This window comes from Nocardia sp. NBC_00416, from assembly GCF_036032445.1.
Classification (GTDB): domain Bacteria; phylum Actinomycetota; class Actinomycetes; order Mycobacteriales; family Mycobacteriaceae; genus Nocardia.
The window spans coordinates 7,268,393-7,294,789 of record NZ_CP107932.1 but is presented as its reverse complement, the minus strand read 5'-3'; the positions used below and the strand labels follow the sequence as shown (position 1 = coordinate 7,294,789).

Below are 26,397 nucleotides of genomic sequence, written 5' to 3'. Positions count from 1 at the left end.
CGCGCCGGAACCGTTCATTGCAACCCGGCCGCGTCCATACCGCGCAGCTCCTTCTTGAGGTCGGCGATCTCGTCCCGGAGCCGGCCCGCGAGTTCGAACTGCAGCTCGCGGGCCGCGTTCATCATCTGGTCGGTGAGTTCGGCGACCAGATCGGCCAGCTCGGCGCGCGGCATGGACTTGATATCGCGACCCTCGACGATTCCCGCGCTGACCGCCCGGCCCGGTTCGCCCTGGGCGCGGCGACCTCGACTGGCGTTGCGGCCGGACCCGCCGACCTCCACGCCGTCGGCGGCTTCGGAGTAGACCTGATCGAGAATATCGGCGATCTTCTTGCGCAGCGGCTGCGGATCGATCCCCATCTCTTCGTTGTAGGCGAGCTGTTTGGTACGACGGCGGTCGGTCTCGTCGATCGCGTCGCGCATCGAATCGGTGATCTTGTCCGCGTACATGTGCACCTCCCCCGAGACATTGCGGGCAGCGCGGCCGATGGTCTGGATCAGGCTCTTGGTGCTGCGCAGAAAGCCCTCCTTGTCGGCGTCCAGTATGGCGACCAGCGAGACCTCGGGCAGGTCCAGACCCTCGCGCAGCAGGTTGATGCCGACCAGCACGTCGTATTCGCCGAGCCGCAGCTGGCGCAGCAACTCCACCCGGCGCAGGGTGTCGATCTCGGAGTGCAGGTACCGCACCCGCACGCCGAGCCCGAGCAGATAGTCGGTCAGGTCCTCTGCCATCTTCTTGGTCAGCGTGGTGACCAGGACGCGTTCATCGCGTTCGGTGCGCAACCGGATCTCGTGCAGCAGGTCGTCGATCTGCCCTTTGGTGGGTTTGACGAGAACCTGCGGATCGACCAGGCCGGTGGGACGGATCACCTGTTCCACGACCTCACCGCCCACCCGGCCGAGTTCGTAATCGCCCGGGGTGGCGGACAGGTAGACGGCCTGGCCGATCCGCCCGGCGAACTCCTCCCAGGTGAGCGGGCGGTTGTCCACAGCCGACGGGAGCCGGAACCCGAATTCGACGAGGTTGCGCTTACGCGACATGTCCCCCTCGTACATCCCGCCGATCTGCGGGACGGTGACATGCGATTCGTCGATCACCAGGAGGAAATCGTCGGGGAAGTAGTCGAGCAGGGTGGCGGGCGCCGAACCGGCGGGCCGGCCGTCGATATGGCGCGAATAGTTCTCGATACCGGAGCAGAACCCGACCTGCCGGATCATCTCGAGGTCGTACTGGGTCCGCATTCGCAGCCGCTGGGCTTCGAGTAGTTTGCCCTTGCGCTCGAGTTCGGCGAGGCGTTCCTCGAGTTCGGCCTCGATATCGACGACCGCTCGCTCCATCCGATCCGGGCCCGCCACATAATGAGTGGCCGGGAAGATACGCACCGTATCGACTTTGCGCACCACATCCCCGGTCAGCGGATGCAGATAATAGAGTTCCTCGATCTCGTCACCGAAGAATTCGATGCGCACCGCGAGTTCCTCGTAGGACGGGATTATCTCGACGGTATCGCCGCGTACCCGGAACGACCCCCTGGTGAACGACATATCGTTGCGCGTGTACTGCACATCGACCAGCATCCGCAGGAACGCGTCACGGTCGACTTCCGAGCCCACCTCGAGCAGCACCGACCGATCCAGATACGACTGCGGTGTACCCAGACCGTAGATACAGGACACCGACGCGACCACCACCACATCCCGGCGGGACAGCAGCGCGGAGGTCGCCGAATGGCGCAGCCGCTCCACATCGTCGTTGATCGAGCTGTCCTTCTCGATATAGGTATCGGTCTGCGCGATATACGCCTCGGGCTGGTAATAGTCGTAATAGGAGACGAAATACTCGACCGCGTTGTGCGGCAGCATCTCCCGGAATTCATTGGCCAGCTGCGCCGCGAGCGTCTTGTTCGGGGCCATCACCAGAGTCGGCCGCTGGAGCCGTTCGATGAGCCAGGCCGTGGTCGCCGATTTACCGGTACCGGTGGCGCCCAACAGCACCACATCGGGTTCGCCCGCGTTGATCCGGCGTTCCAGTTCCTCGATCGCCGCGGGCTGATCGCCGGCCGGCTGATGGGGGCTGACGACCTCGAACCGCCCGCCGGTGCGTTCGATCTCGCCGACCGGCCGGAACTCCGATTTCGCCAGCGGAGTCTCCCCGTCGGCCTCGGTTCCGGTGACGCCGGCCGCACGGAGTTCGGTTGCGAATGCCATACCCCAAGAATAAGCGCCGGCACCGACACGATTCCGCCCTCCTCGCATGCCGCCGCAGCTCACCGGGCGCGGATACCGAGCCGCGGCGGGCACCGTGCTGCGGTAGCTTCAGCAGCTGTGACAGAGGCAACCAGCGTGGACGTTCACCGGCCCAAGGTGGAGTACTTCGATATCGCGGAACTGACGAACACCGATCCGAAAGGCTTCGTCCGCGACGTGGAGCGCTACCATCTCGAACCCTGGGGGCTGTACATGGCGCGCACCGCCGACCATCCACAGTTCCACTACCTGGAATCCTGGCTGTTGCCCGCACTCGATCTGCGCGCAACGGTCTTCCATTTCCATCCCGCCCATATGCGCGACCAGGACTATTACGTCGATATCGGTGAATTCGGCGAGGTCGGACCGAAGAAATGGCGTTCGGTCGATCATTATCTGGACCTGGTCGTACGGACGGGACGGGAGACTCTGCTGCTGGATGTCGACGAGCTCCTGGCGGCTCATGCGGCCGGCCTTCTCGACGCGGCCGCCGCCGAGAAAGCGGTGGCCACGGCCACCCGGGCAATCGACGGCATCGCCGCCCACGAATACGATTTCCAGGCGTGGACGGCGTCCCTCGGCATGTCCTTGACCTGGCAATGAGCGCAATTTATTGACCTTCAGGTCAACAACTGGATAGAGTCCTCGCCATGGGAAGACCACGCAACTTCGAACCGGACACGGTCGTGGACCGGGCGATGGAGGCGTTCTGGACCCACGGCTACGCCAACACCTCACCGGCTGCCCTCGCCGAGGCAACCGGAATCGGCAAGGGCAGCCTTTACCACAGCTTCGGCAGCAAACGACAACTGTTCCAGCGGGCACTCACCCGATACGACGAACTCGGACAGGCCCGCGCCGAGGAATTCCTCGCCCGGCCCGGAACCACACGGGAGCGCATCGGCGCTTTCCTGCGCCACCTCGTGGACACCGATCTCGCACATCCGCAGCGGCGCGGATGCCTGGCCGTGAACACCGCGACCGAGTTCGGAACGGATGACCCGGAAATCACCCGGGCGGTGCAGATCATGCAGGATCACGTCGCCGGCGCCCTCGAGGAGCGGATTGCCACAGGGCGGCGCGACGGAGATATCGACGCCGGGACGGATCCGCGGACATACGCGGAGTTCCTGATGAACACCATCGCAGGACTGCGGGTGATGGCCAAGACCTACGACCGGCCCGGCCTGCACCGCATCATCGACACCGCCCTGACAACTCTCTGACCGTTCGATCATTCGCACGGCGCTTCCTCATGCCCACATTTTTGACCTACAGTTCAAGAAAGGTTCAACCATGGATCTCGAATTGACCGGAAAGACCGCCGTGGTCACCGGAGCCGGCCGGGGTATCGGTCTGGCAGTCGCCCAGGCACTGTCCGCCGAAGGCGTGCGGGTACTGGGCGCGGCCCGAACCATCACCCCGGAACTGAAGGCGGTCGCTGACACCACCGTCTCCGCGGATCTGAGTACGCCCGAGGGGGCCACCGCGGTGGTGGAGGCCGCATTATCCGATATGGGCGGAATCGACATACTGGTCAACAACGTCGGCGGCGGCGACGCCGACGAACTGACCCTGGGCGGCTTCCTCGATATCGAGGATCAGCAGTGGCGGAAGCTGTTCGACCTCAACCTGTTCAGTGCCGTGTGGAGCACCCGGGCCGCGTTGCCGAGCATCCGCGAGCGGCGCGGCGCGATCATCAACATCTCCTCGATCAACTCGCGTCTTCCCGCAGTGGGACCCGCCGGTTACAGCGAGGCGAAGGCGGCGCTGACGGCGCTGAGCAAACGCCTGAGCGAAGAGTTCGGTCCGCAGGGCGTCCGGGTGAACACCGTGTCACCCGGCGTGGTCGGCAGTTCGCTGTGGCGCGGAGCCGACAGCTTCGGCGCAAAGGTCGCCGCCGCCGGCGGCATCGGGCACGAGGAGTTCCTTGCCGCCGTCCCGCAGGAGTTCGGCATCAGTTCGGGACGGATCACCGAGCCCGAGGAGGTGGCCGCGCTGGTGGCATTCCTGGCCTCCGAGAAAGCGGCCAATATCCTGGGCGCCGACTATGTGATCGACGGCGGCACCGTGAAGACCAGCTGAGTACACCGGCGACGGCCCGTGCCCGGACAACCGGCACGGGTCCGCGCCTTCGCCCGAGACCCGTGCCGCCCGACCAGCGGCGGCGCGAGTGCGAGACCGATCCCGAATTCACCTGGCCGGTATGAAAACTCGCCGGTCCGAGCCGGCGGCCGACTCGATTCGTCCGGAGACACGGCCGGATCAGGCACGCGGCACTTCAGCGACCAGCCGAACCGATCCAGTCGCGCACCACTGCCCGGTAGGCGTTCTCCGCCGCGTCCCCGGCGAACCCGGCCGCCTGCGCCGCGGCCTCGCGCAGCACCTCGGCGTAGTCGGCACGAACCCGCGCATCCGCGCGCAGCCGATCACGGAACTCCAGCGCGAACTGTTGCGCGGGCGTCCCCGCGGCGCGCACGTACACGGTGGCGGGACGCCCCGGATCGGCGCTGCCGTGCACACGCTCCGACCCGCCCGCGGCACCGACGTGCTCATCGCCCGGAACGGCGATCGTCTCGGCGGCCCCCGCGCCCACCACCACCGGGAAACCGGCCGCCGCCAGCGCGTCCCGGATGTCATCGGCCGCGGACAGGTCGGCCACGGTGATCTGGAGGTCGAGCAGATCGCGCCCGGGCATGCCCGGCACCGCGGTCGGTCCGACGTGATCGATCCGCTGTGCCGCGGCGCCGCACACCACGTGCAGTCTGGCGATCAACCGCTCGGCCTGGGCCGCCCACGCCGAGACCGGCTCCACTACCCGCGGGTGCGGACGTACGGCGACAGCTCCGCGCAGGTTCGCCTCGAACGGCACCAGCCGCTCGTCCCAGAGCCGGGCCACGGTTTCCTCGACCACTCCGGTGGGACCGTTGTTGTCCAGCAGCACATCCGCGGCCGCGTACCGCTGCTCGTCGGTGGCCTGCGCGGCGATCCGCGCCCGCGCGTCGTCCTCGGGTACACCACGGAACTCGACGAGCCGCCGGATCCTGGTCTCGGCGGCGACGTCCACCACGAGCACCAGGTTCACAAAAGGCGCCATATGGTTTTCCACCAGCAGCGGGACATCCTGGACCACGATGGCATCCGGCGCGGCCGCCGCCAGCAGTTCGGCGGTGCGCTGCCCCACCCGCGGATGAGTGATGGAGTTCAGCGTCGCGCGGGATTCGTCGTCGCGAAATGCCCTGGCCGCCAGGGCCGGACGATCGAGGCTGCCGTCGGCAGCCAGGATATCCTCGCCGAACGCCTCGACCAGAGCGGCGAGCCCGGGGGTTCCGGGCGCGACTACTTCCCGGGCGATGACATCGGAGTCGATGAGCACCGCGCCGCGCGCCACGAGGGCCCGCGCGACCGTCGATTTGCCCGCGCCCATACCGCCGGTGAGGCCGATTCGTAACATTCGCCCAGTCTCGCATCCGAGTACGCCGAACCGGCGGCGAGGCTACTCGCGCCATACCCTCTCGACACGCCCAGGTGAGGTCGAACGGCACAAATGTCCTGATTACGCCAGTTTCTGGGCTAGTCTTCGGCCTGAGTGCAGGCACCGATTCACAGCTTCTGTCACGGATAGCAAAGGAACGAGCATGCGCATCAGGCACTACCGCACAGGCCGGCACCGGCTGGGATCGGCGGGTCGTGTGCACTGTCTCGCGATTCCGGCCGTCGCGGCATTCCTGGCGAAGAGTCGCCGCTCCTGGCTCAGCACCTACACGGTCGCTTCCCGCCATAGTCTCGCCGCTCATCGCCCGCGTCCGTCGATTGTCTGGCCGCGCTGGGTCCCGGTCCCGGCAGGTTAGTGCGCGACGGACAACGGTGGCCCGGTCTCCGGACCGGGCCACTGTTGTCTCCGCGGCCGCCGAGCCGTATACCCGTCCGGCGGCCTCCCGTCCGCCGAACCCGCCACGCGGGAATACTGTTCACCCCACAGGCGGCCGAAACCCCAGTTCACGGATCACATCATGCATTTCCGCGCGGAACAGTTTCGCCGGATCAGCCGATTGCGGCCGTAGATGGCCGTACACCTCGAGCGCGACCAGGCCGTGCATTCGACCCCACATCCGCAGTGCGAGCGCGAGTCCGGCGGGCGGCAGGTCCGGGAAATCCGACCGGACGTGCGCGACGAGCTCCGGAGCGAAATCGGTCCATTCGAAGCCGGAGTCCTCCGCCCGGTCCGACCGCCGCGGCCACACTGCCGCCGCCAGACCGACCAAACCGGTGCAGGCCCGCAGTTCCGCCTCGACGGCGGGACCGCCCGGGGGCGGCCGGTAACCGGGAACCGGATCACCGTAGATGAGCCGGAATTCCGCCGGGCGTTCCACTGCCCATTCGCGCACCGCTTCACCCCAAGCGACGATCCGGGCGCCGGGGTCGTCCGCGGAGACCGCGTCCCGTGCCGCCTCGAGGCGATCGACCACGGCTGTGTAGACATCGGCGATCAGGGTCGAGATCAGTTCGTCGCGAGTCGCGTAATACCCGTAGACGGCGCCCGCGGTCATCCCCATCTCCCGGGCGATCGCCCGCAACGCGATCGCGTCGGGTCCGCCCTGGGCGAGGAGCCGCAGCGCGGTCGCTTTGATCTCCTGCGCCGTTTCCACCCGCAGACGTTCCCGGCGACTCATCACAACCTCGGCCACGGTTGACACTCTACAGAGTGCGGATAAGATTCACCGTGAAGTTTCTGAACGCCGTGTAGTAAATGCACGGCACGTACCCAGGAGTGGTCATGCATATCGGAGTTTTCGGCGCCACGGGCGTCATCGGCTCGCGGGTGGCCGTCGAGGCGATACGCCGCGGCCATACCGTGCGGGGATTCACCACCAGTGAGTCCCGGATCCCGGACGACCGGGGCGAGGTGGCCTGGCAGGTGGCCGATTGGCGCGACGCGGACAGCATCTCGACGGGGATCGCGGGTCTGGATGTGGTGATCAGCGCCGTCAACGCCGGGCACGGAATCGACGATACGATCGCACGAGCCGAGGACTTCGTGGTGGGCGCGTCAGCGATGGTGGCGGCGCTGGCCCGGCATCCGGAAACCCGGGTCCTCGTCGTCGGCGGCGCGGGCAGCCTCGAGATAGCGCCCGGACGCCAACTGGTGGACGAACCGGATTTCGCCGACAATCTGCCCCGCAACCTCGGCGTTCCCCGGGAGTACCACCGGGTCGTATCCGCACTGCGGGACGCGCTCGATGTCTATCGCACCTCGAACCGGCTCTGGACCTATCTGAGCCCGTCGTCGGGCCGGATCGACCCCGGCGAGCGCACCGGCCGTTTCCGGGTAGGAGGCGATCAACTGCTCGATACCGGCGGCCGCGATATCTCCGCCGAGGATGTGGCGGTGGCGCTGCTCGACGAGGTCCGGACGCCGCGGCACATCCAGCGCCGGTTCACCGTCGGGTACTGACGCAAAAGACCCCGGTCCATCAGGACCGGGGTCTTCTGTTCTGCTACTTCGCTACCGGAACGCCTCAGGCGTTACCGGAGAGCTTCTCCCGCAGGGCCGCGAGCTGGGCGTCGCTGGCCAGCGAACCGCCACCCGACTCCGGCGGGCTGGAGGGCGATTGCGCGCCGCTCTCGGAGGAGTAGTTCGACGCACCGGTGCCGTTGACAGCCTCGGCCGCGGCGTCGGCTGCCATCTTCTCCATCTGCGCGGTGTGCATCTTGTGCCGGCGCTCCGCCTCGGCGTAACGGCCTTCCCACTCTTCGCGCTGCTTGTCGAAGCCGTCGAGCCATTCGTTGGTCTCGGCGTCGAAGCCCTCGGGGAAGATGTAGTTGCCCTGCTCGTCGTAGCTGTCGGCCATGCCGTACTTCGACGGATCGAACTCCGCGCTGTAGTCCTCGTTGGCCTGCTTGAGGCTCAACGAGATCCGGCGACGCTCCAGGTCGATATCGATGACCTTGACCATCGCGTCGTCGCCGACGACCACGACCTGGTCCGGGACCTCGACATGGCGCTCGGCGAGCTCGGAGATGTGCACCAGGCCCTCGATGCCCTCTTCGACGCGGACGAACGCGCCGAACGGCACCAGCTTGGTGACCTTGCCCGGCACGATCTGGCCGATGGCGTGGGTGCGGGCGAACTGGCGCCACGGATCTTCCTGGGTGGCCTTCAGCGACAGCGAGACCCGCTCGCGGTCCAGATCGACGTCGAGGACCTCGACGGTGACCTCGTTGCCCACCTCGACCACCTCGGACGGGTGATCGATGTGCTTCCAGGACAGTTCGGAGACGTGCACCAGACCGTCGACACCGCCGAGGTCGACGAAGGCGCCGAAGTTGACGATGGAGGAGACCACACCCTTGCGGACCTGGCCCTTCTGCAGCTGGTGCAGGAATTCGCTGCGCACCTCGGACTGGGTCTGCTCCAGCCAGGCCCGGCGCGACAGAACCACGTTGTTGCGGTTCTTGTCGAGCTCGATGATCTTGGCCTCGATCTCCTTGCCGACGTACGGCTGCAGATCGCGGACGCGGCGCATCTCGACCAGCGACGCGGGCAGGAAGCCGCGCAGCCCGATGTCGAGGATCAGACCGCCCTTGACGACCTCGATCACAGTGCCGCGAACGGCCTCGTCCTTCTCCTTGAGCTCCTCGATCGTGCCCCAGGCGCGCTCGTACTGCGCCCGCTTCTTGGACAGGATCAAGCGACCCTCTTTGTCCTCCTTGGTGAGGACAAGAGCCTCCACCTCATCGCCCACGGAAACGACCTCGTTCGGGTCGACATCGTGTTTGATGGAGAGCTCGCGAGACGGAATGACGCCTTCGGTTTTGTAACCGATGTCGAGCAGGACCTCGTCGCGGTCGACTTTGACGATGGTTCCTTCGACGATATCGCCGTCGTTGAAGTACTTGATCGTGGCGTCGATGGCGGCGAGGAAATCCTCCGCAGAGCCGATGTCGTTAACGGCTACCTGCGGCGAGGTGACGGTGGTGGGCATGTGGCGGTTTGCTCCGGACGGATTGTGATCGGTTGCGGACATTGAGACTTTCGGTACGCTGCGATACACCCAGCTGCTCCAGGTGTGATCACTTGCGCGTTCAGCGTACGCGACCCGGAACCGGGCGGGCAAACGACCCCCCGCAGCGGAACTATAGGCTTCGGTTCGTGTCCGACGACCTCGTTCAAGATCGCCACGCTCAGGCCACCGAACTACTGGGCACCGCGGGCGCGGCGCGTTTGCGGGTCGGATCGAGCGAGAGCGAACGCGCGAACCGGCGCTGGTGGGATGCCGACGCCGGCCAGTACCACGATACGCACGGGGAATTCCTGGGCGCCGACAGCGTCGGCGGCGAATTCGTGTGGTGCCCGGAAGGCCTGCACGAGGGCGATATGCGCTTCCTCGGCGAGATCACCGGGAAACGAATCCTCGAGGTCGGCTGCGGTTCGGCGCCGTGCGCCCGCTGGCTGGCCGGGCAGGGCGCTCGGCCGGTGGGACTGGACATCTCGAGGGGAATGCTGTCACGGGGGCTTGCCGCCATGGACCGGGGCGGGCCCCGGGTGCCGTTGGTCCAGGCCGGCGCGGAGGCCCTTCCGTTCGCGGACGAATCGTTCGACGCGGCCTGTTCGGCCTTCGGCGCGGTGCCGTTCGTCGCCGACTCCGCGCTGGTCATGCGCGAGATCGCCCGGGTGCTGCGACCGGGTGGCCGCTGGGTGTTCGCGGTGAACCATCCGATGCGCTGGATATTCCGCGACGATCCCGGCCCAGACGGCCTCGAAGCGGTGATCCCCTATTTCGACCGCACGCCGTACACCGAAATCGACAGCGCGGGCCGGTGCACCTATGTAGAGCACCATCGCACCATCGGTGACAGAGTCCGGGAAATAGTATCGGCGGGATTGGTTCTCGACGATATCGTCGAGCCCGATTGGCCGGAATGGCTGGACCGCGAATGGGGCCAATGGAGCCCGTTGCGGGGACAGCTCTTTCCCGGGACCGCGATTTTCGTAAGCCATAAGCCGCGGCTGCCCGATTCCGCGCGGTATCTACAGCACTGAGGTCATCCGGGCGAGCGCATTCCCTCCGCGTGTGGATCTGCCCATATTTCCGATATGACCGGAAGGATCCAGCCCGGTGCCAGCGCAGGCGCGGTACAGCAGGCGAGGATCCCCATGCCTTCGGCCCCGAACCGTGCCGCAGCGTGAGTTCGGGGCCCAAGGGTGGCGTTATTCGCCGCGCGGCGGCCGCGGCGGCCGCCCGGCTTGTTCGAGCGCGCGCCGGATGGCGAACTCGATCTGAGCGTTGACACTGCGCAGATCGTCAGCGGCCCATTTCGCGACCGCGTCGTAGACCGCCGGGTCGAGCCGGAGCAGGACCTTCTTACGCTCGACCATCAGTTGTACAGGGATCCCGTATTGACCACCGGCTGGGTCGGCCGGTCACCGCACAGCACCACGAGCAGGTTCGACACCATGTTGGCCTTGCGTTCCTCGTCCAGCTCCACCATGCCCTGGGCGGTGAGCCGCTCCAGTGCCAGCCCGACCATGCCCACCGCTCCCTCGACGATCTGCGTCCGCGCGGCCACCACCTGCGCGGCCTGCTGCCGGACCAGCATCGCCTGGGCGATCTCCGGCGCGTAGGCGAGGTGGGTGATCCGTGCCTCGATGACCTCGATACCCGCGGTATCGGTACGTTCCCGCAGCTCCACCGTGAGTTCCTCGGCGACCTCGGCGCCGTCGCGCAGGCTGGTGCGGTCGGCGTCGTGCGCGTCGTAGGGGTGGGTGGTGGCCAGGTGCCGGACCGCGGCCTCGGACTGGGTTTCCACGTATTCCTCGTAGTCGTCAACGGCGAAGGCGGCCTTGAAGCTGTCGACCACTTTGTAGACCACGACCGCCGCGATCTCCACCGGGTTACCGTCGGCGTCGTTGACCTTGAGCTTCTGGGTTTCGAAGTTGCGGACCCGCAACGAGATGCTGCGGCGATCGGTCAGCGGCAGTACCGAGAAGAAACCGGGATCGCTCACCGAGCCGACGTAGCGGCCGAAGAACTGGACGACTTTGGCCTCGTTCGGGTTCACCACGGTCAGGCCCGTGATCCCCAACAGCAGCCCCGCCCCCAGCACACAGGCGACGATCGCCCCGGCGAGCGCGGGGGCGTTCCGCTGCTGCGCGACGGCCGCGAATCCCGCCACTGCCACCGCCGCCAGGGCAATGGTGAGCACGAGCCAGATCAGCAGAACCACGAAGCCGTTGACCCGAACGGCATTCCGGAAAGTCATGACATCCTCCCTCTATCAAAGTGATATCACTACGATAGCAACGCGGCGGCCGGGCCGACAAGGCAGCGACCCGATATTCGGGCCGGCCCGAATATCGGCCGACCGGGGGTGGAACCGGCCCGTCGGCGGATCCCGCCGCCCGGTCCTGCGACCATGGCCGGATGGATCAGACGAAGCCAGGGCGGCCGCTGCGGCTCGGACTCATCGATGGCGACGGCATCGGGCCCGAGGTGGTCGGATCGGCCCGACGAGTGGTGGACGAGGCACTGGCCGCGGCGGACGCGGCGCCGGTGGACTGGGTCCCCCTGCCGATGGGCCGGCAGGCGATCGACGAATTCGGTTCGGCGCTACCGGAAGTCACCCTCACCGGACTGCGCGACACTGACGGATGGATCCTCGGCCCGCACGACAACGCCTCCTATCCCCCGCAACACCGCGTCGCGCCCGGGGGCGCGATCCGGCGGCATTTCGCCCTGCACGCCAATATTCGCCCGGTGCACGCGATTCCGGGGATCGCCGCGGTCGCGCCCGGAATCGATCTGGTGATCGTGCGCGAGAACAGCGAAGGCTTCTACGCCGACCGGAACATGGCGGTGGGGTCCGGCGAATTCTGCCCCACCCCCGATATCGCGCTCTCGGTCGGACTGGTGACCCGCGCGGCCTCCGAACGGATCGCGCACGAGGCGTTCCGGCTGGCCACCGCCCGGCGCGGGCAGGTGACGATCGTGCACAAAGCGAATGTGCTGCCGCTGACGATGGGGCTCTTCCGCGATACGTGCTACGAGGTCGCGCGGGGGTATCCGCAGGTGCGGGTGAACGACGAACACGTCGACGCGGCCGCTGCCCACCTGGTCCGCTCCCCCGGCGATTTCGATGTCCTGGTCACCGAGAACCTGTTCGGCGACATCCTCTCCGATCTCGCCGCTCAGCTCGCCGGTTCACTGGGCACCGCCGCGTCCCTGAACTGCTCCGAGACGCGGGCCATGGCGCAGGCGGTGCACGGCGCCGCCCCCGATCTGGCCGGCCACAACCGCGCCAACCCCGTGGCACTGCACCATTCGTCGGCCATGCTGCTGCGCTGGCTGGCGACCCGGCGCGGCGAGCCGGTGCTCGCGCGCGCGGCCGACCGGATCGAGCGGGCGGTGGCCGCCACCTATGAGGCCGGTATCGCCACCGCGGATCTCGGCGGCCTCGCATCGACCAGCGAATTCACCGAGCATGTCACCGCCCGCGTCCATCGCTGGTGAGCCCCGACCGACGACTTCGGGACATCGCCGGCCGGCCGCGGTCACTCCGCCGGTCGGATATTGCGGTTGAAGCGGAACATGTTGTGCGGGTCGTACTTCGCCTTCAGCGCGGCGAGCCGGTCGTAGGTGTCGGCGTGATACCCGGCCCTGGTCTGCGCTTCTCCGGCCGCGTACCCCGCGCCGTACAGGAACCCCAGGTTGTGGCCGACGGTCCACGGCGCCAGCGCCGCCCGCACCACCTCGCCGGGTGGCGCGTCCGGTTCGTCACCGGCTTCCGGCATGGTGATCACCCGGACCACGTAACCGGCCGAACGGTGATCCACCGCGAGACCGGCCTGCCGGCGATCGCGCAACGCGCCCCCGAGTTGCCGGATATCGATCACGCCGCCGAACCCGGAATCGGGTCCGGCCACCGCGAGCAGCGCCCTGAGCGCCTCCGGCGTGAATTCGTCGAGCAGGGCGTTGGTCGCCGCGTAGGCGTGCGGATGATCCGGGTCGGAGTGGATAGTGTGCGAGTCGCTGTAGAGCATGCTCCGAAGATCGTCCCGCAGCGCCGCACCGATCGCCCGCAGCGGCGCGACCGCTTCCGCACCCGCGGCGGCGTCGCCCACCGCGGCGATCCGGATCGATGCGGCGAAACGGCCGCGCAGCGGAGCCGGGACCGGCGGGATATCCGGGAAGGCCAGCATGGCGACGGTCGAGGTGACCGTATCGGGCGCGGTCGCGCTCCACTCGCGCCACACTTCGAGTGCGTGCGGGACCAGGCCGGTGTCGAAGACGAGCTGGCCCCCGTACACCGCGGTGACCGGAAGCAGACCCAGTTCCAGTGCCGTCACGACACCGAAATTGCCACCGCTGCCCAGCACGGCGCCGAAGAGTTCGTCACCGGGCCGCAGCCGGCGCACCGCGCCGTCGGCGGTGACGAGTTCGATCGCGCGGACGTGCTCGGCGGCGTAGCCGAATGTCCGGGCCAGCAGCCCGACTCCGCCGCCGAGCACGTATCCGACCACGCCCACCGACGGCGACGAACCGGTCGGCGGCGCGAGCTCGTGCCGTGCCGCCGCCTCGATCAGTGCACCGGCCCGTACCCCGGCGCCGATCCGTACGCTCGCGGTCGCCGGATCGATATCGATACCGATCAGGCGCCGGGTACTGATCAGCAGGCCGCTCTCGGTGGCGACCGAGAGCCCGTGGCCGGTGGCCTGTACCGCCACGGGCAGATCGTGCCGGGCGGCGACCTCGACGGTTGCCCGCACATCCTGCGCGTGCCGCGCGGCCACCACCAGCGCCGGGCGGTGCCGGTACGCGGTCTGGAACCCGTCGACCTCGGCGTTGTACCCGTCCTCGCCCGGGCCGAAGACCGGTACCGCGGACGCGGCGAGTGCGTCGGCGGCCGCCGCGGCGGCAGGCTCGGTCCTCCCAACTGCGATTTCTCCCATGGCTCGACGATTCCGCAGCCGCGGCCATAAGTGAAACAGTTGGTTCTTCTGACGACGATGAACGGCAGTTATGAACCTTCGGCGACCACTCACCACCGTCGCGCACCGGGCCAGTTCCCACTCACGCGGGCCGCGCGCCTACAGCAGGCGGGAAAGAAAAGCCTTGGTGCGCTCGTGTTCCGGGGCCGCCAGCAGATCACCGGGCGGCCCGGCCTCCACCACCACTCCTCCGTCCATGAACACCAACTGGTCGGCGACCTCGCGTGCGAAACCCATCTCGTGGGTGACCACGACCATCGTCATCCCGGAATCGGCGAGTTCGCGCATCACCGTGAGCACTTCGCCGACCAGTTCCGGATCCAGCGCGGAGGTGGGCTCGTCGAACAGCATCAATTTCGGGTCCATCGCGAGCGCGCGGGCGATCGCCACGCGCTGCTGCTGGCCACCGGACAACTGCGCCGGATAGGCCGTGGCCTTGTCCGCCAGCCCGACCCGATCCAGCAGTTCCCTCGCCCTGGACACCGCGACGGCCTTGCGGACTCGCTTGACCTGGGTGGGCGCCTCGATGATGTTGGCGAGCACAGTGCGATGCGGGAACAGATTGAAATGCTGGAACACCATGCCGATCTCGCGCCGCTGCCGCGCGGCCTCTCCGGGGTGCAGCTCGTAGAGCCTGCCACCCTTCTCGCGGTAGCCGACCAGTTCACCGTCCACGTACAACCGGCCCGCGTCGACCTGTTCCAGATGGTTGATACAGCGCAGGAAGGTGGATTTTCCCGAGCCCGACGGCCCGATCAGACACAGCACCTGCCCGCGCCGGACTTCCAGCGAGATCCCGTTGAGCACCCGCAGCGCCCCGAAACTCTTGCAGACCCGGTCCGCGCGAACCATCGGCTCCGCACTCGTCGCACTCATTTCGACCGTGCCTTCCCCTGCGCGTCTGCCAGTTCCTGGAGCTGTTTCGCGGTCAACTGCCGGGATATCCCGCGCGAATAGTATTTCTCCAGGTAGTACTGGCCGACCATCAGCACGCTGGTGATCGCCAGATACCAGGTCGCGGTGACCAGCAGCAACGGGATCGGCAGGAAGTTCACTCCGTAGATATCGCGGGCCCGGCCGAACAGATCGGTGCTCAACGGGATCGCGGTGACCAGCGATGTGGTCTTCAGCATGCTGATGAGGTTGTTGCCGGTCGGCGGGATGATCACCCGCATGGCCTGCGGCAGCACTGTCCGGCGCATGGTCTGCGACCAGGACATACCGAGCGCCGTCGAGGCCTCGCGCTGGCCTTCCCCGACCGAGCTGATCCCGGCGCGCACGATCTCGGCCATGTACGCGGCCTCATTGAGTCCCAGCCCGATCACCGCGAACGCGAACCCGGCCTGCAAGCTCTGGACATCGACCTCGAGCAGGCGCGGACCGAACGGCACACCGAACGCGACGTTCTGGTACAGCGACGGGACCAGCCCCCAGAACACCAGTTGCACATACACCGGGGTGCCGCGGAACACCCAGAGGTACACCCACGCCGTCGCCCGCAACACCGGGTTCGGCGATAAACGCATCACTGCCAGCAGCGTGCCCAGCACGACGGCGATCACCATCGCGAGCACAGTGAGTTCCAAGGTGACCACGGCGCCCGCGGCGATGCGGGAATCCCGCAGGTACCGCCAGTACACGTCCCAGTGGTAGGCGGGGTTGGTGGCGGCGCCGTAGACGAACAGGCCGGCCAGCGCCAGGATGACCACCGCCGACGCCCACCGCCCCGGATGGCGCAGCGGTATCGCCTCGATCGGCTTCGGCTCGGACGCCGCACCGGCGGTCACATTCGAATCGGCGGTCATCGCGTCAACTCCTCGCGCCGTTGATCACGGAAGTGCGCAGGGCACCCGCCTGGACGCCCCAGTTCTCGGTGATCTTCCGGTACTGCCCGTTGTCCATCAGGTACTGCACCGCGTCGCGCAGCACGGGCCCCAACGGCGAACCCTTCGGGACGGCCCATCCGTACGGGGCCGAATCGAACACCGGCCCGGCCGGTTCGATCTTGCCGTCGGTCCGTTTGATGGCGTAGGCGGCCACCGGGGAATCCGCCGACATCGCGTCGACCTGCCCGAGTACCAGCGCGTTGGTGACCGCACTCTGTTCGTCGAACGCGTCGATGATGATCGGGTCCTTCCCCGCCGCGACGCAGCGTTCGCTCTTGGCCGGGACCTCTTCGATGTGCTCCACCGTGGTCGCCTGCACAGCGACCCTTCTGCCGCAGGCGTTCTCCGGATCGACAGGGTGGCCGGTGCGCTGGGCCCACTGGACCCCGGCACTGAAATAGGTGACGAAATCCACCTGTTCCTCCCGTTCCACCGAATCGGTGATCGAGGACATCCCGATGTCGTTGGTCCCGGCCTGCACCGCGGGAATGATCTTCTCGAACGCCGATTCCGTGTAGCGGGCGCGGATTCCGAGCACCGCGGTGACCGCGTCCATCAGATCGATATCGAAACCCACGATCGCACCGTGCCGGTCGCGGTACTCGTTCGGTTGATACGGCACATTGACCCCGACCACCACCTCACCGGCGGCCGCGACATCGGGTGGCACCCGCGCGGCGAGCGCGTCCACGGTCCGCACCGCCACTTTCGGCGGAACCGGCCCCGTGTCTTCGATATTGGTCACGCATCCGGCGACCAGCACCGCGCCCGCCAGCCCGCACAGCATCCGCCGCACCCGGGTACCGGATCGATCAGCCACCGCCACCACCTGCCGCTCGCGAGAATCGTGGACCTCGCCCCATCGTCGACGTTGTCAGGCACACTAGGCGACCGCCACGCGCGGGGCACTGCGTGTAACCCAAGTTTGATCCGGCGCGGCGCGGGTCCGGACCATCCTTCGATCACGCGGCGCCCGACCCGCTACCGTCTGCAGATCATGGTGCAGTCGGTGGAATTACTGCTCGACGACGCGGCGGAACGGCGTATCCGGCGCGAGTGGGAACTGCTCGCCGAAGCGGGCCTGCCCGGACTCGGGCAGGGCAGGCGCGACAGTGACACCGAAAGCCACCGGCCGCATATCACCGTCGCGGTAGCACGACAGATCTGGCCGCGGATCGAACAGGACCTGGACCGCTTGCCCTTCCGTCCGTTTCCGGTGCGCGTCGGGGGAGTCCTGGTGTTCGGGGCCCGCCGGCCGATCCTGGTGCGGGCGGTGGTGCCCTCGGAACAGCTGCTGGCATGGCATCGGCGGGTGTACCAGGTGGTGGAGCCGTGCCCCGACATCCCGGCCAACCTGCGGCCGAACCACTGGATGCCGCATATCACCCTGGCCCGCCGGATCCTCCCGCAACGGATCGGCGAGGCAGTGGCGGCGGTCGCCGCCGACCGGGATATCACCGCGACCGTGGTGGGCATCCGGCGCTGGGACGGCGACCAGCGCCGGGCGTGGGCGGTCGCCGAACACAGCTGACCGGAGCCGGCCACATCGCCCGGTCACGACACGTAGGGTGGAAACCCGGTGGCGTACGACACCGCCGTGGAACACCGCGGCCGGGGCCGGCGTTACAGCCTGAAACCGACCACGAGAGGACGTCATGGCCACCCAGACGCTGACGCAGCAGAATTTCGATGATGTAGTCACCAGCAACGACGTGGTACTCGTCGACTTCTGGGCTTCCTGGTGCGGACCGTGCCGCAGTTTCGCCCCGACCTACGACGCGTCGTCGGACAAGCATCCCGACGTCGTGCACGGCAAGGTCGATACCGAGGCCGAACAGGGCCTGGCCGCGGCCGCCAATATCCAGTCCATCCCGACCATCATGGCCTTCCGCGAAGGCGTACTCGTCTTCGCGCAGCCGGGAGCGCTGCCGCCCGCGGCGCTCGAAGATCTGGTGTCCCAGGTCAAGGAGCTCGATATGGACGAGGTCCGCAAACAACTCGCCGAACAACAGTCGGCCAACGGCGAAGTGGCCGAATAGAATCGGTGGACGACGGCGGGCTCCACACTTTCCGGGGATGGTGTAGAGCTCGCCGTCGTTCCGCGTTCCGGTCCGGCCGCCCGGCCGTCAGCGCAGGGCGCCGAGGCGGTTGACGCTCGCGATCATCGCCCGCACCGACGACTCCGCCCCGTCCGCGGCGAGGGCGGCGCCCCAACCGCGACGGCCGTCGCACTCACATTGCACGAAGGTCGCGGTTCCCGCCGGAGTCCGTCGCTGATGGAACCGCAGGATCTCGACGGGGTAGCCCGACTCGTAGAGGGCAGAGGTCATGGCGGCGATCGGACTACCCGCCGCCACGACCGAGCGGGACCAGCCCGCGAATTGGAGGGTGGCGACGAACGCGCCGTCGCGCGCGCCGGTGGACGACCAGCCCGCGAGCCGGATCGGACCGTCGCATTCGCCGTATCGGTCGTGGAATTGCGCCGCGCTCAATTCCGCGCACTCGGTGCGCAGACTACGAGGGGCGGCCGTGGTCAGGGTGTCGTTTTCCAGAATCAGTGTGGTCATCAGCACGTAGGTCTTCCCAGAGAAGGTCGGCAGGTTGGGGGGACCAGCAAAAGTCGAAAGAAAAAGGGGGCCCGCAGCGAGGGGGCCGGTCCGAATCAGACCCCGCTACGGCGGGTTACTACTACGGCAAGTAGCCGACGAGGCGACCCCGCGGTACGCGGGAGAGGCGCCGCACCGTCGCGATCAGCGACCATCGGTGCGGCGCGCAGGCCGTCGGCAAGGATTTGCACGGAACCGACAATAAAGACTCATCCGGCAGTTGGCAACCACATTCGCGGGCCGTTTCTTCTACCGCCGAGTAGTATTCTCGCTGGTCACCGGCGCGCAACCTGATCTTCGCGCAGTTGTTCCGTGACGAACCAGACTCGAACCACCGCTTCCTCGCACCGTGCCGAGGGTTTACCGGCACCGAAAGGTCCGAGGAGGTGCCGGGGTTGGAAGGGTAGGCCCAGTCGCGAAGACTGGGACGCCGGCATCCCGGCTCGGTCGGTACTCGGGACACGGGCTCGGCTCGTATGCGCCCCGCGCGACCGGTCGACCCGGCCGCGCAGCGCGAATGTGGGAATCGCCGTGTGTGGTGTCGTCCCGGCCCGCGTGCCGACAACCATTGCCGACCGATACCGGACTCGCCGCTGTTTCCGACCGCTACACCGCGGCGACGACCCGGTTCAGTGGGCCGCCGAGTCCCAACTGCGGCCCACGCCCACCGAAACACTCAGCGGTACAGAGAGTTCGATGGCCGAGGACATCTTGTCCAGCGCGAGTTCCCGCAGCGGTTCCTGTTCGCCGGGCGCGACCTCGAAGACCAATTCGTCGTGGATCTGCAGCAGCATCCGGGAGCGGAGTTCGGTCTCGGTGAGCGCGGTGTGCACGTTGATCATCGCGACCTTGATGATATCGGCGGCCGTGCCCTGGATCGGGGCATTGAGGGCCATCCGTTCGGCGGCTTCGCGGCGCTGACGGTTGCTGTGGTCCAAGTCGGGCAGGTAGCGGCGGCGACCGAAGAGGGTCTGCGTGTAGCCGACCTTGCGGGCCTGCTCCACGACGGCGTGCAGATAGTCGCGGATTCCGCCGAACCGGGCGAAGTAGATGTCCATCTGCTCCTTCGCCTCCTGCGTGCTGATCTTGAGCTGCGCGGACAGGCCGTAGGAGCTCAGCCCGTAGGCCAGTCCGTAGGACATCGCCTTGATCCGCCGCCGCAGTTCGGGGGTGACCTCCGAGATCGGGATGTCGAAGGCTTTGGAGGCGACGAAGCTGTGCAGGTCCTCGCCGGAGTTGAACGCTTCGATCAGGCCTTCGTCGCCGGACAGATGCGCCATGATCCGCATCTCGATCTGGCTGTAGTCGGCGGTCATCAGCGATTCGTAGCCCGCGCCCACCACGAACGTATCGCGGATCATCCGGCCGGTATCGGTGCGGATGGGGATGTTCTGCAGGTTGGGTTCGGTGGACGACAGCCGGCCGGTGGCCGCGATGGTCTGGTTGAAGGTGGTGTGGATCCGGCCGTCGTCGGCGACGGCTTTCAAGAGACCGTCGACGGTGACCTTGAGGCGGGTGGCGTCCCGGTGCGCGAGCAGATGCTGTAGGAACGGGTGCTCGGTCTTCTCGTAGAGCGATTCCAGCGCGTCGGCGTCGGTCGTGTAACCGGTTTTGGTGCGTTTGGTCTTCGGCATATCGAGTTCGTCGAACAGGACCACCTGCAGCTGTTTGGGGGAACCCAGATTGATCTGTTTGCCGATCACGTCGTAGGCGGCGTTCGCGGCCTCGGCGACCTTATCGGCGAACTGACGTTGCAATTGGCCGAGCTGATCGGTGTCGACCGCGATTCCGGCGTCCTCGAGTTCGGCGAGTACGCCGAGCAGTGGCAGTTCCATCTCGTCGAGCAGTGGCGTGGATTCGATCTTCGCGAGCTCCGCGTCCAGCGCATCGGCCAGATCGGCGACGGCGCGGGCGCGCAGCATTTCGTTCTGCGCGAGTTCCGCGTCGACCGCGTCTTCGGCGTCCAGCAGTGACAGTTGCGGCGCCGCTTCGGTTTCGGTGCGCAGTTCGCGGTGCAGGTAGCGCAGGGACAGGTCGTCGAGGTTGAAGCTGCGCTGGCCGGGCCGGACCAGATAGGCCGCGAGCGCGGTATCGCTGGTGAGGCCGGCCAGCCTCCAGCCGCGACCGCGCAGCGCGTGCAGGGCGCTCTTGGCCTCGTGCAGCGCCTTGCCGCGGGTCGGGTCGGCGAGCCAGGCGCCGAGCGCCGCATCGTCGTCCGCCGTGAGAGCGGTGACGTCGATATAGCCGGACTCCCCGTCCGCCGCCGCGATGGCGAGGGCACGCACGTCTCCGGCGGCGGGCACCCCGTTACCCGCCAGGGAAATCCCGTGCCGGGCACCGCCTTTCGCGTGTTCGGCGAGCCAATCCGCGACACTGCCCGGTTCCAGCGTCTGCCCGCTGATCTCGAAACCCGATTCGGCCTCGACGGTGGGCGGGGCCAGGGTCTCGAAGAGCCGGTCGCGCAGCACCCGGAATTCCAGATCGTCGAACAGCTGATGGATCCGCTCGCGGTTCCAGGCCCCCTGTGCCAGCTGGTCGGGGGTGTAGGGCAGCGGGACTTCCCGCACCATCTCGGTGAGCTGCCGGTTGAGCACCACACTGCTCAGATTGGCGCGCAGCGCGTCGCCGACCTTGCCGCGGACCTCGTCCACCTTGTCGACCAGGGTGTTCAGGTCACCGTATTCGCGGATCCATTTGGCGGCGGTCTTCTCGCCCACGCCGGGAATTCCGGGGAGATTGTCGCTCGGGTCGCCCCGCAACGCGGCGTAGTCGGGGTACTGGGTGGGTGTGAGGCCGTATTTCTTCTCGACCTCCTCGGGCGTGAACCGGGTGAGCTCGGAGACGCCCTTGCGCGGATACAGCACCGTCACGTCGTCACCGACCAGCTGGATCGCATCACGGTCGCCGGTGACGATGAGCACCCGATAGCCCTGCGGGGCGGCCTGGGTGGTGAGGGTGGCGATGATGTCGTCGGCCTCATATCCCTCGATCGCCATCACCGGGATGCCGAGCGCGCCCAGGACCTCCTTGGTGAGCTCGACCTGCCCGCGGAATTCATCGGGTGTCGCGGACCGGTTCGCCTTGTACTCCGGAAACGCGTCGACCCGGAAAGTCTGCCGGGATACGTCGAAGGCCGCCGCGACATGGGTGGGCTTCTCGTCGCGCAGCAGGTTGATGAGCATGGCGGTGAACCCGTACACCGCGTTGGTGGTCTGACCGGTGACCGTCTGGAAGTTCTCCGCGGGCAGTGCGTAGAAAGCGCGGTAGGCCAGCGAATGCCCGTCCAGTAGCAGCAGCGTCGGCCGTTCCCCCGAGGAATCGGAAGTATCGGCGGTGGTCGTCGGCTGCGCAGTGGTCGGTGGGGTCACACCCCGAGAGTCTAGGGACCCCCACCGACACCCGTCTCCGCCGACCTCAGCCGACGCCCAGATAGGCGGCCTGCACCGCGGGATCGTCCAGCAGCTCACGTCCGGGCCCGGTTTTGACGACCGCCCCGGTCTCCAGGATGTAGGCCCGGTCGCTGCGGGCCAGCGCCTGGCGGGCGTTCTGTTCCACCAGCAGCACGGTGGTCCCGCCGGCATTGATCTCGGCGATGATCCGGAAGATCTGCTGGATCACCATCGGCGCCAACCCCATGGACGGCTCGTCCAGGAGCAGCAGCCGCGGGCGGGCCATGAGTGCGCGGCCGATGGCGAGCATCTGCTGTTCGCCGCCGGACAGCGTGCCCCCGACCTGTTTGCGCCGCTCCCGCAAGCGCGGAAACAACTCGAAGACCCGGTCCAGCGCGGCGGCGTGTTCGGTCTTCTTCTTGAAAGGCCGGGCGTAGCAGCCCATCTCCAGGTTTTCCTCGACGGTCATCCCCGGAAAGACGCCCCGCCCCTCGGGCGCCTGTACCAGGCCGGCGATCACCCGCTGGTGCGCCGGCAACCGGCTGATATCCCTGCCGTCGAACAGGATGCGCCCGCGAGTCAGCGGCAACAGTCCCGACAGGGCGCGCATGGTGGTGGTTTTACCGGCCCCGTTCGCGCCCAGCAGAGTCACCAGCTCCCCCTGCGCCACCCGGATCGAAACACCGTGCAGCGCCTCGATTCTGCCGTATCCCACGACCATATCGGTCACCTCCAGCAAGGGCTCGGCGCCCGCCGTGCCGACCTGGTTCCGCGATCCGGTCATCACCGGTCCTCCGATCCGTCGCCGGCGTCGCGCGCCGTGTCCTGTTCCGCACGCAGCGCCGCGGTGGACGCCGAAACGTCCGCGGAGGTCAGCTCGTCGTCGGGCACCCCCAGATAGGCGGCGATCACGGCGGGATCGGTGCGGATCTGCGCGGGCAGGCCGTCGGCGATCTTGCGACCGAACTCCAGCACGACGATCCGATCGGTCACCCCCATCACCAGCCGCATATCGTGCTCGATCAGCAGGACGGTGAACCCGTCGTCACGGATCTTGCGGATCAGGTCCATCAGCGCGGACTTCTCGCTCGGATTGAACCCGGCGGCCGGCTCGTCGAGGCACAGCAGCTTCGGTTCGGTCGCGAGCGCGCGGGCGATCTCCAGACGGCGCTGATCGCCGTAGGAGAGGTTGCGCGCCTTCTCCACCGCGCGCGGCGCGATACCGACGAATTCCAGTAGCGCCATCCCCCTTTCGATGGCGTCACGCTCCTCCCAGCGATGCCGGCGTGTCCGCAGCAACGCGCCCGGCACGGACGTCCGGTGCCGCGCGTCGGTGCCCACCACCACGTTCTCCAGTGCGGTCATCTCACCGAACAACCGGACGTTCTGAAAGGTCCGGGCGATACCCAGCCGGGTGATCGCGTTCCGTTTGGTCTTGGTGAGCGGTCTGCCGTCGAAGTACACCGTGCCTGCCGCGGGCCGGTACACGCCGGTGATCGCGTTGAAACAGGTCGTCTTGCCCGCGCCGTTGGGTCCGATGAGACCGAGGATCTCCCCGCGCCTGATCTCGAAGCTCACCGCGTCCAGGGCGGTGAGCCCGCCGAACTTCACGGTGAGGTTCTCGGTGCGCAGCAGCGGCTCCCCGACCTCGGTGCGGATCTCCCGGTGCGCGGCGACCACCTCGGCGACCGTCGCCGCGTCGGCCAGCGCCGGGTCGACGGCGGTCACATCCACTTCGCCCGCCGACTCGGCCTTACGCTCGGCCGCGTATCCGGCAGCCAGATCCTCGTTGTCGAACAGGGCGTCGCCCGCGTTCGGTCCGGTCACGACGTCACCTCCGCGGCGGCGCCCTTGCCCGGGCGGCGGACGGCCCGGGCGATCTGCCGGCCGTAGGCGAGCAGTTTCTGCCGGACCGGGAACAGGCCCTGGGGTCGCAGGATCATCATCACCACCAGTGCGATGCCGAAATAGAGATACTTCAGGTCGCCGAGGCTGCGCGCACCGCCGTCGTAGAACATGAGCACACTGCTCAGCAGCAGTACGGCGTACACCGCCGCCAGGACGGTCACCGCCAGATACACCCAGCGCAGCGGTCCCGTCAGCGCACGGGCCCGGACCCGCCATCCGATCAGCAGCACCGCGACCAGCACGACCGCGATCGCGAGCAAGAGGTAGCCGGTGGACTCGTCGTCGGTGATCTCCACCGACATCAGCCGGTTCGGCAGGTACACCACGAGGAAGGCCCCGACGATCACCCCGAGTTTGTTGCCCTGGCCGCCGATCACCACCGCGCACAGGAACAGCATCGAGTTGATGATGTTGAACCCGGTCGGGTTGATGAACTGCACCTGGCCCGCGAACAGGGCGCCGGACAGCCCGCCGATACCGGCGCCGATCATGAACGCCCACAGTTTGAACTTGAACGTGGGCACCCCCATGATCTCGGCGGCGTCCTCGTCCTCGCGGATCGCCACCCACGCCCGGCCGACCCGGCTGCGCTCCAGATTGCCGACCAGCAGCAACACCACGATCACGGCGAACATGCCCACCCAATACCACCAGGTACCGGAATTGGCGCGGTCGAACAGATTCGAACTGTCCGGGGCACCGACATTGCCGGCGGAGAAGACACCGTTGGGATGGGTCTCGGATTCGCCGAAGCGAGGATAGGCGATGCCGGACAGTCCGAGACTGCCGTTGGTGAGTTCACCCAGGTTGTCGGCGAGCAGGCGCACGATCTCACCGAAGCCGAGGGTCACGATGGCCAGATAGTCGCCGCGCAGTCGCAGGGTCGGCGAACCGAGGATCAACCCCGAGACGGCGGTCACCAGAATCGCCAGCGGTACACACGCCAACCACGCCCACTCCGGGTCCAGCAGGCCACCGTCGGTCTGGTTCCACGGACTGTTCGGGCTCGTCAGCAAACCGACGGTGTAGGCGCCGACGGCATAGAAGCCCACGTAGCCGAGGTCCAGCAGACCGGCTTGACCGACCACGACATTGAGACCGATGGCGATCAAGGCGTACATGGCGAACTGCGCCATCACGCCGCCGAAACTGGTGCCCGGGGTGTCCAGCAGCGGCGGCGGGAACAGCGGCAGCAGGGCCAGCACCGCAATAGCGGGCACCCCGACCGCCCATTGCGCGGGCCGGCTCAGCCCCGCCCACCAGGCGCGGATCTCATCACCCAAGCCGTGGCCCGCGGGCTTCCGCATGGTCACTGTGCTCATGTGCGGGCCCTCCCGAGGCTTTCGCCGAGAATGCCGGTCGGCCGGAAGAACAGCACCAGCACCAACACCACGAACGCCACCACATCGCGCCATTCGGTGCCGAACAGCATCTGGCCGTAGCTCTCCACCAGGCCGAGCAGCAGTCCGCCGAGCAGCGCGCCGCGCAAGTTGCCGATACCGCCGAGCACGGCGGCGCTGAACGCTTTGATCCCGAGCACGAAACCGCCGGAGAAGATGATGGCGTTGGGAATCTTCATCACGTACAGCATGGCCGCGGCGCCGGCCAGCAGCCCGCCGATGAGGAAGGTCAGCATGATGACCCGCTCCCGCGAGACCCCCATGAGGGTGGCGGTATCGGGATCCTGGGCCACAGCCCGGATACCGCGACCGAACCGGGTCCGATTGATGACCAGTTCGGCCAGGGCGGCCAGGACGACGGCCGACACGACGATCACCAGCGTCACATTGGTGACGTCGGCGCCGCCGATGCTGAACTGCACTGTCGGTTCGACCAGCATGATCGGCTGCTGGGCATTGGTGCCGCCCAGATCCGGCCAGAGTTTCGGCAGCACAAAGTGCACGAATTCCTGCAGCACGAAGGACATGCCGATGGCGGTGATCAGGAAGGTCAGCGGTCTGGCGCCGCGTCGGCGCAGCGGCCGGTAGGCCACCCTTTCCAAGCCGACCGCGGCCGCTCCGGAAACCACCATCCCGAAGAGCATCGCCAGACCCATATAGGTGACTGTGAGGGCGATGCCCTCCGTGTACACATTGCCGCTCGGCGCGAAACCCAGCAGCATCAGGCCGACGTACTGCCCGAACATGCCGAGCATGAATACCTCGGAATGCGCGAAGTTGATCAGCCGGAGCACACCGTAGACCAGGGTGTATCCCACCGCGACCAACGCATAGATCGCACCGTAGGACAAACCGTCGACCGTCAGCCGCCAGAACTGATCGATCACGCCCTCATAGTTGAAATCGATCGATCCCTGCGCCAGCACAACCGCGGCCGGCAAGGATGCTGTCATTCGTAATCCGCCCTCATCAT

At 67.4% G+C, this 26,397-nt stretch carries 24 protein-coding genes; 8 read left to right on the top strand and 16 right to left on the bottom strand.

Annotated elements, in window-relative coordinates:
* Nucleotides 1-14: 14 nt before the first annotated feature.
* Nucleotides 15-2,207: an excinuclease ABC subunit UvrB gene (gene uvrB / locus OG804_RS31840; protein WP_328392377.1), complete on the bottom strand. Its 2,193-nt coding sequence runs from the start codon at nucleotides 2,205-2,207 to the stop codon at nucleotides 15-17.
* Nucleotides 2,208-2,324: 117 nt separating this feature from the next.
* On the opposite strand from uvrB, the gene OG804_RS31835 reads away from it, so the two are divergent.
* The 3 genes from OG804_RS31835 to OG804_RS31825 all read left to right on the top strand — a co-directional run bounded on the left by OG804_RS31835 (nucleotide 2,325) and on the right by OG804_RS31825 (nucleotide 4,331).
* Complete coding sequence (locus tag OG804_RS31835) at nucleotides 2,325-2,849, top strand: DUF402 domain-containing protein (RefSeq protein ID WP_328392375.1); 525 nt, start codon at nucleotides 2,325-2,327, stop codon at nucleotides 2,847-2,849.
* Between the two features lie 47 nt (nucleotides 2,850-2,896).
* Nucleotides 2,897-3,472, top strand: coding sequence for a TetR/AcrR family transcriptional regulator (locus tag OG804_RS31830; RefSeq protein ID WP_328392373.1), 576 nt, complete (start codon nucleotides 2,897-2,899; stop codon nucleotides 3,470-3,472).
* A 70-nt stretch (nucleotides 3,473-3,542) separates the two neighbouring features.
* The gene (locus OG804_RS31825) at nucleotides 3,543-4,331 is read left to right on the top strand and encodes an oxidoreductase (protein ID WP_328392372.1); all 789 of its coding nucleotides are present in this window, start codon (nucleotides 3,543-3,545) and stop codon (nucleotides 4,329-4,331) included.
* 196 nt (nucleotides 4,332-4,527) lie between these two features.
* Here OG804_RS31825 and coaE read toward each other — a convergent pair whose 3' ends face one another.
* Together coaE and OG804_RS31815 are read right to left on the bottom strand one after the other, a co-directional pair.
* Entirely contained in the window at nucleotides 4,528-5,700 is a 1,173-nt protein-coding gene (gene coaE / locus OG804_RS31820) for a dephospho-CoA kinase (protein ID WP_328392371.1), read from the bottom strand.
* Between the two features lie 517 nt (nucleotides 5,701-6,217).
* Complete coding sequence (locus OG804_RS31815) at nucleotides 6,218-6,934, bottom strand: TetR/AcrR family transcriptional regulator (protein WP_328392370.1); 717 nt, start codon at nucleotides 6,932-6,934, stop codon at nucleotides 6,218-6,220.
* Between the two features lie 89 nt (nucleotides 6,935-7,023).
* On the opposite strand from OG804_RS31815, the gene OG804_RS31810 reads away from it, so the two are divergent.
* The gene (locus OG804_RS31810) at nucleotides 7,024-7,701 is read left to right on the top strand and encodes an NAD(P)-dependent oxidoreductase (protein WP_328392368.1); all 678 of its coding nucleotides are present in this window, start codon (nucleotides 7,024-7,026) and stop codon (nucleotides 7,699-7,701) included.
* Nucleotides 7,702-7,765: 64 nt separating this feature from the next.
* On the opposite strand, the gene rpsA is transcribed toward OG804_RS31810, so the two are convergent.
* Nucleotides 7,766-9,232, bottom strand: coding sequence for a 30S ribosomal protein S1 (rpsA, locus tag OG804_RS31805; RefSeq protein WP_328392366.1), 1,467 nt, complete (start codon nucleotides 9,230-9,232; stop codon nucleotides 7,766-7,768).
* Between the two features lie 167 nt (nucleotides 9,233-9,399).
* Between rpsA and OG804_RS31800 the strand changes: the two genes are divergently transcribed.
* Nucleotides 9,400-10,290: a class I SAM-dependent methyltransferase gene (locus tag OG804_RS31800; protein ID WP_328392364.1), complete on the top strand. Its 891-nt coding sequence runs from the start codon at nucleotides 9,400-9,402 to the stop codon at nucleotides 10,288-10,290.
* A 168-nt stretch (nucleotides 10,291-10,458) separates the two neighbouring features.
* Here OG804_RS31800 and OG804_RS31795 read toward each other — a convergent pair whose 3' ends face one another.
* Complete coding sequence (locus OG804_RS31795) at nucleotides 10,459-10,626, bottom strand: hypothetical protein (protein ID WP_328392362.1); 168 nt, start codon at nucleotides 10,624-10,626, stop codon at nucleotides 10,459-10,461.
* Nucleotides 10,626-11,510 carry an SPFH domain-containing protein gene (locus OG804_RS31790; RefSeq protein ID WP_328392360.1) on the bottom strand — a complete coding sequence of 295 codons (885 nt, stop codon included), beginning with the start codon at nucleotides 11,508-11,510 and terminating at the stop codon, nucleotides 10,626-10,628. Before OG804_RS31790 ends, OG804_RS31795 begins: the two co-directional genes overlap by 1 nt.
* Nucleotides 11,511-11,671: 161 nt before the next feature.
* On the opposite strand from OG804_RS31790, the gene OG804_RS31785 reads away from it, so the two are divergent.
* The gene (locus OG804_RS31785; RefSeq protein ID WP_328392358.1) at nucleotides 11,672-12,757 is read left to right on the top strand and encodes an isocitrate/isopropylmalate dehydrogenase family protein; all 1,086 of its coding nucleotides are present in this window, start codon (nucleotides 11,672-11,674) and stop codon (nucleotides 12,755-12,757) included.
* Between the two features lie 41 nt (nucleotides 12,758-12,798).
* On the opposite strand, the gene OG804_RS31780 is transcribed toward OG804_RS31785, so the two are convergent.
* From OG804_RS31780 to OG804_RS31765, 4 genes are all read right to left on the bottom strand, one after another.
* Nucleotides 12,799-14,196 (bottom strand): FAD-binding oxidoreductase, encoded by a 1,398-nt coding sequence (locus OG804_RS31780; RefSeq protein WP_328392356.1) that lies wholly within the window; start codon nucleotides 14,194-14,196, stop codon nucleotides 12,799-12,801.
* Nucleotides 14,197-14,334: 138 nt separating this feature from the next.
* Nucleotides 14,335-15,111, bottom strand: a complete 777-nt coding sequence (locus OG804_RS31775; RefSeq protein ID WP_328392354.1) for an amino acid ABC transporter ATP-binding protein — start codon at nucleotides 15,109-15,111, stop codon at nucleotides 14,335-14,337.
* The gene (locus OG804_RS31770) at nucleotides 15,108-16,040 is read right to left on the bottom strand and encodes an amino acid ABC transporter permease (protein ID WP_328392353.1); all 933 of its coding nucleotides are present in this window, start codon (nucleotides 16,038-16,040) and stop codon (nucleotides 15,108-15,110) included. Before OG804_RS31770 ends, OG804_RS31775 begins: the two co-directional genes overlap by 4 nt.
* A gap of 4 nt (nucleotides 16,041-16,044) precedes the next feature.
* A complete protein-coding gene (locus tag OG804_RS31765) occupies nucleotides 16,045-16,908 on the bottom strand; it encodes an ABC transporter substrate-binding protein (RefSeq protein WP_328398891.1) in 864 nt (287 codons plus the stop codon).
* 210 nt (nucleotides 16,909-17,118) lie between these two features.
* Here OG804_RS31765 and OG804_RS31760 point away from each other — a divergent pair, with 210 nt between their 5' ends.
* Nucleotides 17,119-17,652 (top strand): 2'-5' RNA ligase family protein, encoded by a 534-nt coding sequence (locus OG804_RS31760; RefSeq protein ID WP_328392352.1) that lies wholly within the window; start codon nucleotides 17,119-17,121, stop codon nucleotides 17,650-17,652.
* 124 nt (nucleotides 17,653-17,776) lie between these two features.
* Nucleotides 17,777-18,160 carry a thioredoxin gene (trxA, locus tag OG804_RS31755; RefSeq protein WP_328392351.1) on the top strand — a complete coding sequence of 128 codons (384 nt, stop codon included), beginning with the start codon at nucleotides 17,777-17,779 and terminating at the stop codon, nucleotides 18,158-18,160.
* Nucleotides 18,161-18,247: 87 nt separating this feature from the next.
* Here the strand turns inward: trxA and OG804_RS31750 are convergent, their stop codons facing one another.
* The 6 genes from OG804_RS31750 to OG804_RS31725 form a co-directional block, all read right to left on the bottom strand.
* Nucleotides 18,248-18,688: a 2-keto-3-deoxygluconate kinase gene (locus tag OG804_RS31750; protein ID WP_328392350.1), complete on the bottom strand. Its 441-nt coding sequence runs from the start codon at nucleotides 18,686-18,688 to the stop codon at nucleotides 18,248-18,250.
* 668 nt (nucleotides 18,689-19,356) lie between these two features.
* Nucleotides 19,357-22,095: a DNA polymerase I gene (gene polA / locus OG804_RS31745; RefSeq protein WP_328392349.1), complete on the bottom strand. Its 2,739-nt coding sequence runs from the start codon at nucleotides 22,093-22,095 to the stop codon at nucleotides 19,357-19,359.
* Between the two features lie 46 nt (nucleotides 22,096-22,141).
* Nucleotides 22,142-22,900, bottom strand: a complete 759-nt coding sequence (locus OG804_RS31740; protein WP_328392348.1) for an ABC transporter ATP-binding protein — start codon at nucleotides 22,898-22,900, stop codon at nucleotides 22,142-22,144.
* Entirely contained in the window at nucleotides 22,900-23,943 is a 1,044-nt protein-coding gene (locus OG804_RS31735; protein ID WP_328392346.1) for an ABC transporter ATP-binding protein, read from the bottom strand. Before OG804_RS31735 ends, OG804_RS31740 begins: the two co-directional genes overlap by 1 nt.
* A complete protein-coding gene (locus tag OG804_RS31730) occupies nucleotides 23,940-25,346 on the bottom strand; it encodes a branched-chain amino acid ABC transporter permease (RefSeq protein WP_328392344.1) in 1,407 nt (468 codons plus the stop codon). Before OG804_RS31730 ends, OG804_RS31735 begins: the two co-directional genes overlap by 4 nt.
* A complete protein-coding gene (locus OG804_RS31725) occupies nucleotides 25,343-26,377 on the bottom strand; it encodes a branched-chain amino acid ABC transporter permease (protein ID WP_328392342.1) in 1,035 nt (344 codons plus the stop codon). The genes OG804_RS31730 and OG804_RS31725 overlap by 4 nt, the downstream gene beginning before the upstream one ends.
* Nucleotides 26,378-26,397: the final 20 nt, after the last annotated feature.

Excerpts from the sequence above, each read along its gene's own strand:
- uvrB (WP_328392377.1), bottom strand. The coding sequence starts at position 2,207 with ATGGCATTCGCAACCGAACTCCGTGCGGCCGGCGTCACCGGAACCGAG.
- OG804_RS31830 (WP_328392373.1), top strand. The coding sequence starts at position 2,897 with ATGGGAAGACCACGCAACTTCGAACCGGACACGGTCGTGGACCGGGCG.
- OG804_RS31825 (WP_328392372.1), top strand. The coding sequence starts at position 3,543 with ATGGATCTCGAATTGACCGGAAAGACCGCCGTGGTCACCGGAGCCGGC.
- coaE (WP_328392371.1), bottom strand. The coding sequence starts at position 5,700 with ATGTTACGAATCGGCCTCACCGGCGGTATGGGCGCGGGCAAATCGACG.
- OG804_RS31810 (WP_328392368.1), top strand. The coding sequence starts at position 7,024 with ATGCATATCGGAGTTTTCGGCGCCACGGGCGTCATCGGCTCGCGGGTG.
- rpsA (WP_328392366.1), bottom strand. The coding sequence starts at position 9,232 with ATGCCCACCACCGTCACCTCGCCGCAGGTAGCCGTTAACGACATCGGC.
- OG804_RS31795 (WP_328392362.1), bottom strand. The coding sequence starts at position 10,626 with ATGGTCGAGCGTAAGAAGGTCCTGCTCCGGCTCGACCCGGCGGTCTAC.
- OG804_RS31790 (WP_328392360.1), bottom strand. The coding sequence starts at position 11,510 with ATGACTTTCCGGAATGCCGTTCGGGTCAACGGCTTCGTGGTTCTGCTG.
- OG804_RS31785 (WP_328392358.1), top strand. The coding sequence starts at position 11,672 with ATGGATCAGACGAAGCCAGGGCGGCCGCTGCGGCTCGGACTCATCGAT.
- OG804_RS31780 (WP_328392356.1), bottom strand. The coding sequence starts at position 14,196 with ATGGGAGAAATCGCAGTTGGGAGGACCGAGCCTGCCGCCGCGGCGGCC.
- OG804_RS31775 (WP_328392354.1), bottom strand. The coding sequence starts at position 15,111 with ATGAGTGCGACGAGTGCGGAGCCGATGGTTCGCGCGGACCGGGTCTGC.
- OG804_RS31770 (WP_328392353.1), bottom strand. The coding sequence starts at position 16,040 with ATGACCGCCGATTCGAATGTGACCGCCGGTGCGGCGTCCGAGCCGAAG.
- OG804_RS31765 (WP_328398891.1), bottom strand. The coding sequence starts at position 16,908 with ATGCTGTGCGGGCTGGCGGGCGCGGTGCTGGTCGCCGGATGCGTGACC.
- OG804_RS31760 (WP_328392352.1), top strand. The coding sequence starts at position 17,119 with ATGGTGCAGTCGGTGGAATTACTGCTCGACGACGCGGCGGAACGGCGT.
- trxA (WP_328392351.1), top strand. The coding sequence starts at position 17,777 with ATGGCCACCCAGACGCTGACGCAGCAGAATTTCGATGATGTAGTCACC.
- OG804_RS31750 (WP_328392350.1), bottom strand. The coding sequence starts at position 18,688 with ATGACCACACTGATTCTGGAAAACGACACCCTGACCACGGCCGCCCCT.
- OG804_RS31740 (WP_328392348.1), bottom strand. The coding sequence starts at position 22,900 with ATGACCGGATCGCGGAACCAGGTCGGCACGGCGGGCGCCGAGCCCTTG.
- OG804_RS31730 (WP_328392344.1), bottom strand. The coding sequence starts at position 25,346 with ATGAGCACAGTGACCATGCGGAAGCCCGCGGGCCACGGCTTGGGTGAT.
- OG804_RS31725 (WP_328392342.1), bottom strand. The coding sequence starts at position 26,377 with ATGACAGCATCCTTGCCGGCCGCGGTTGTGCTGGCGCAGGGATCGATC.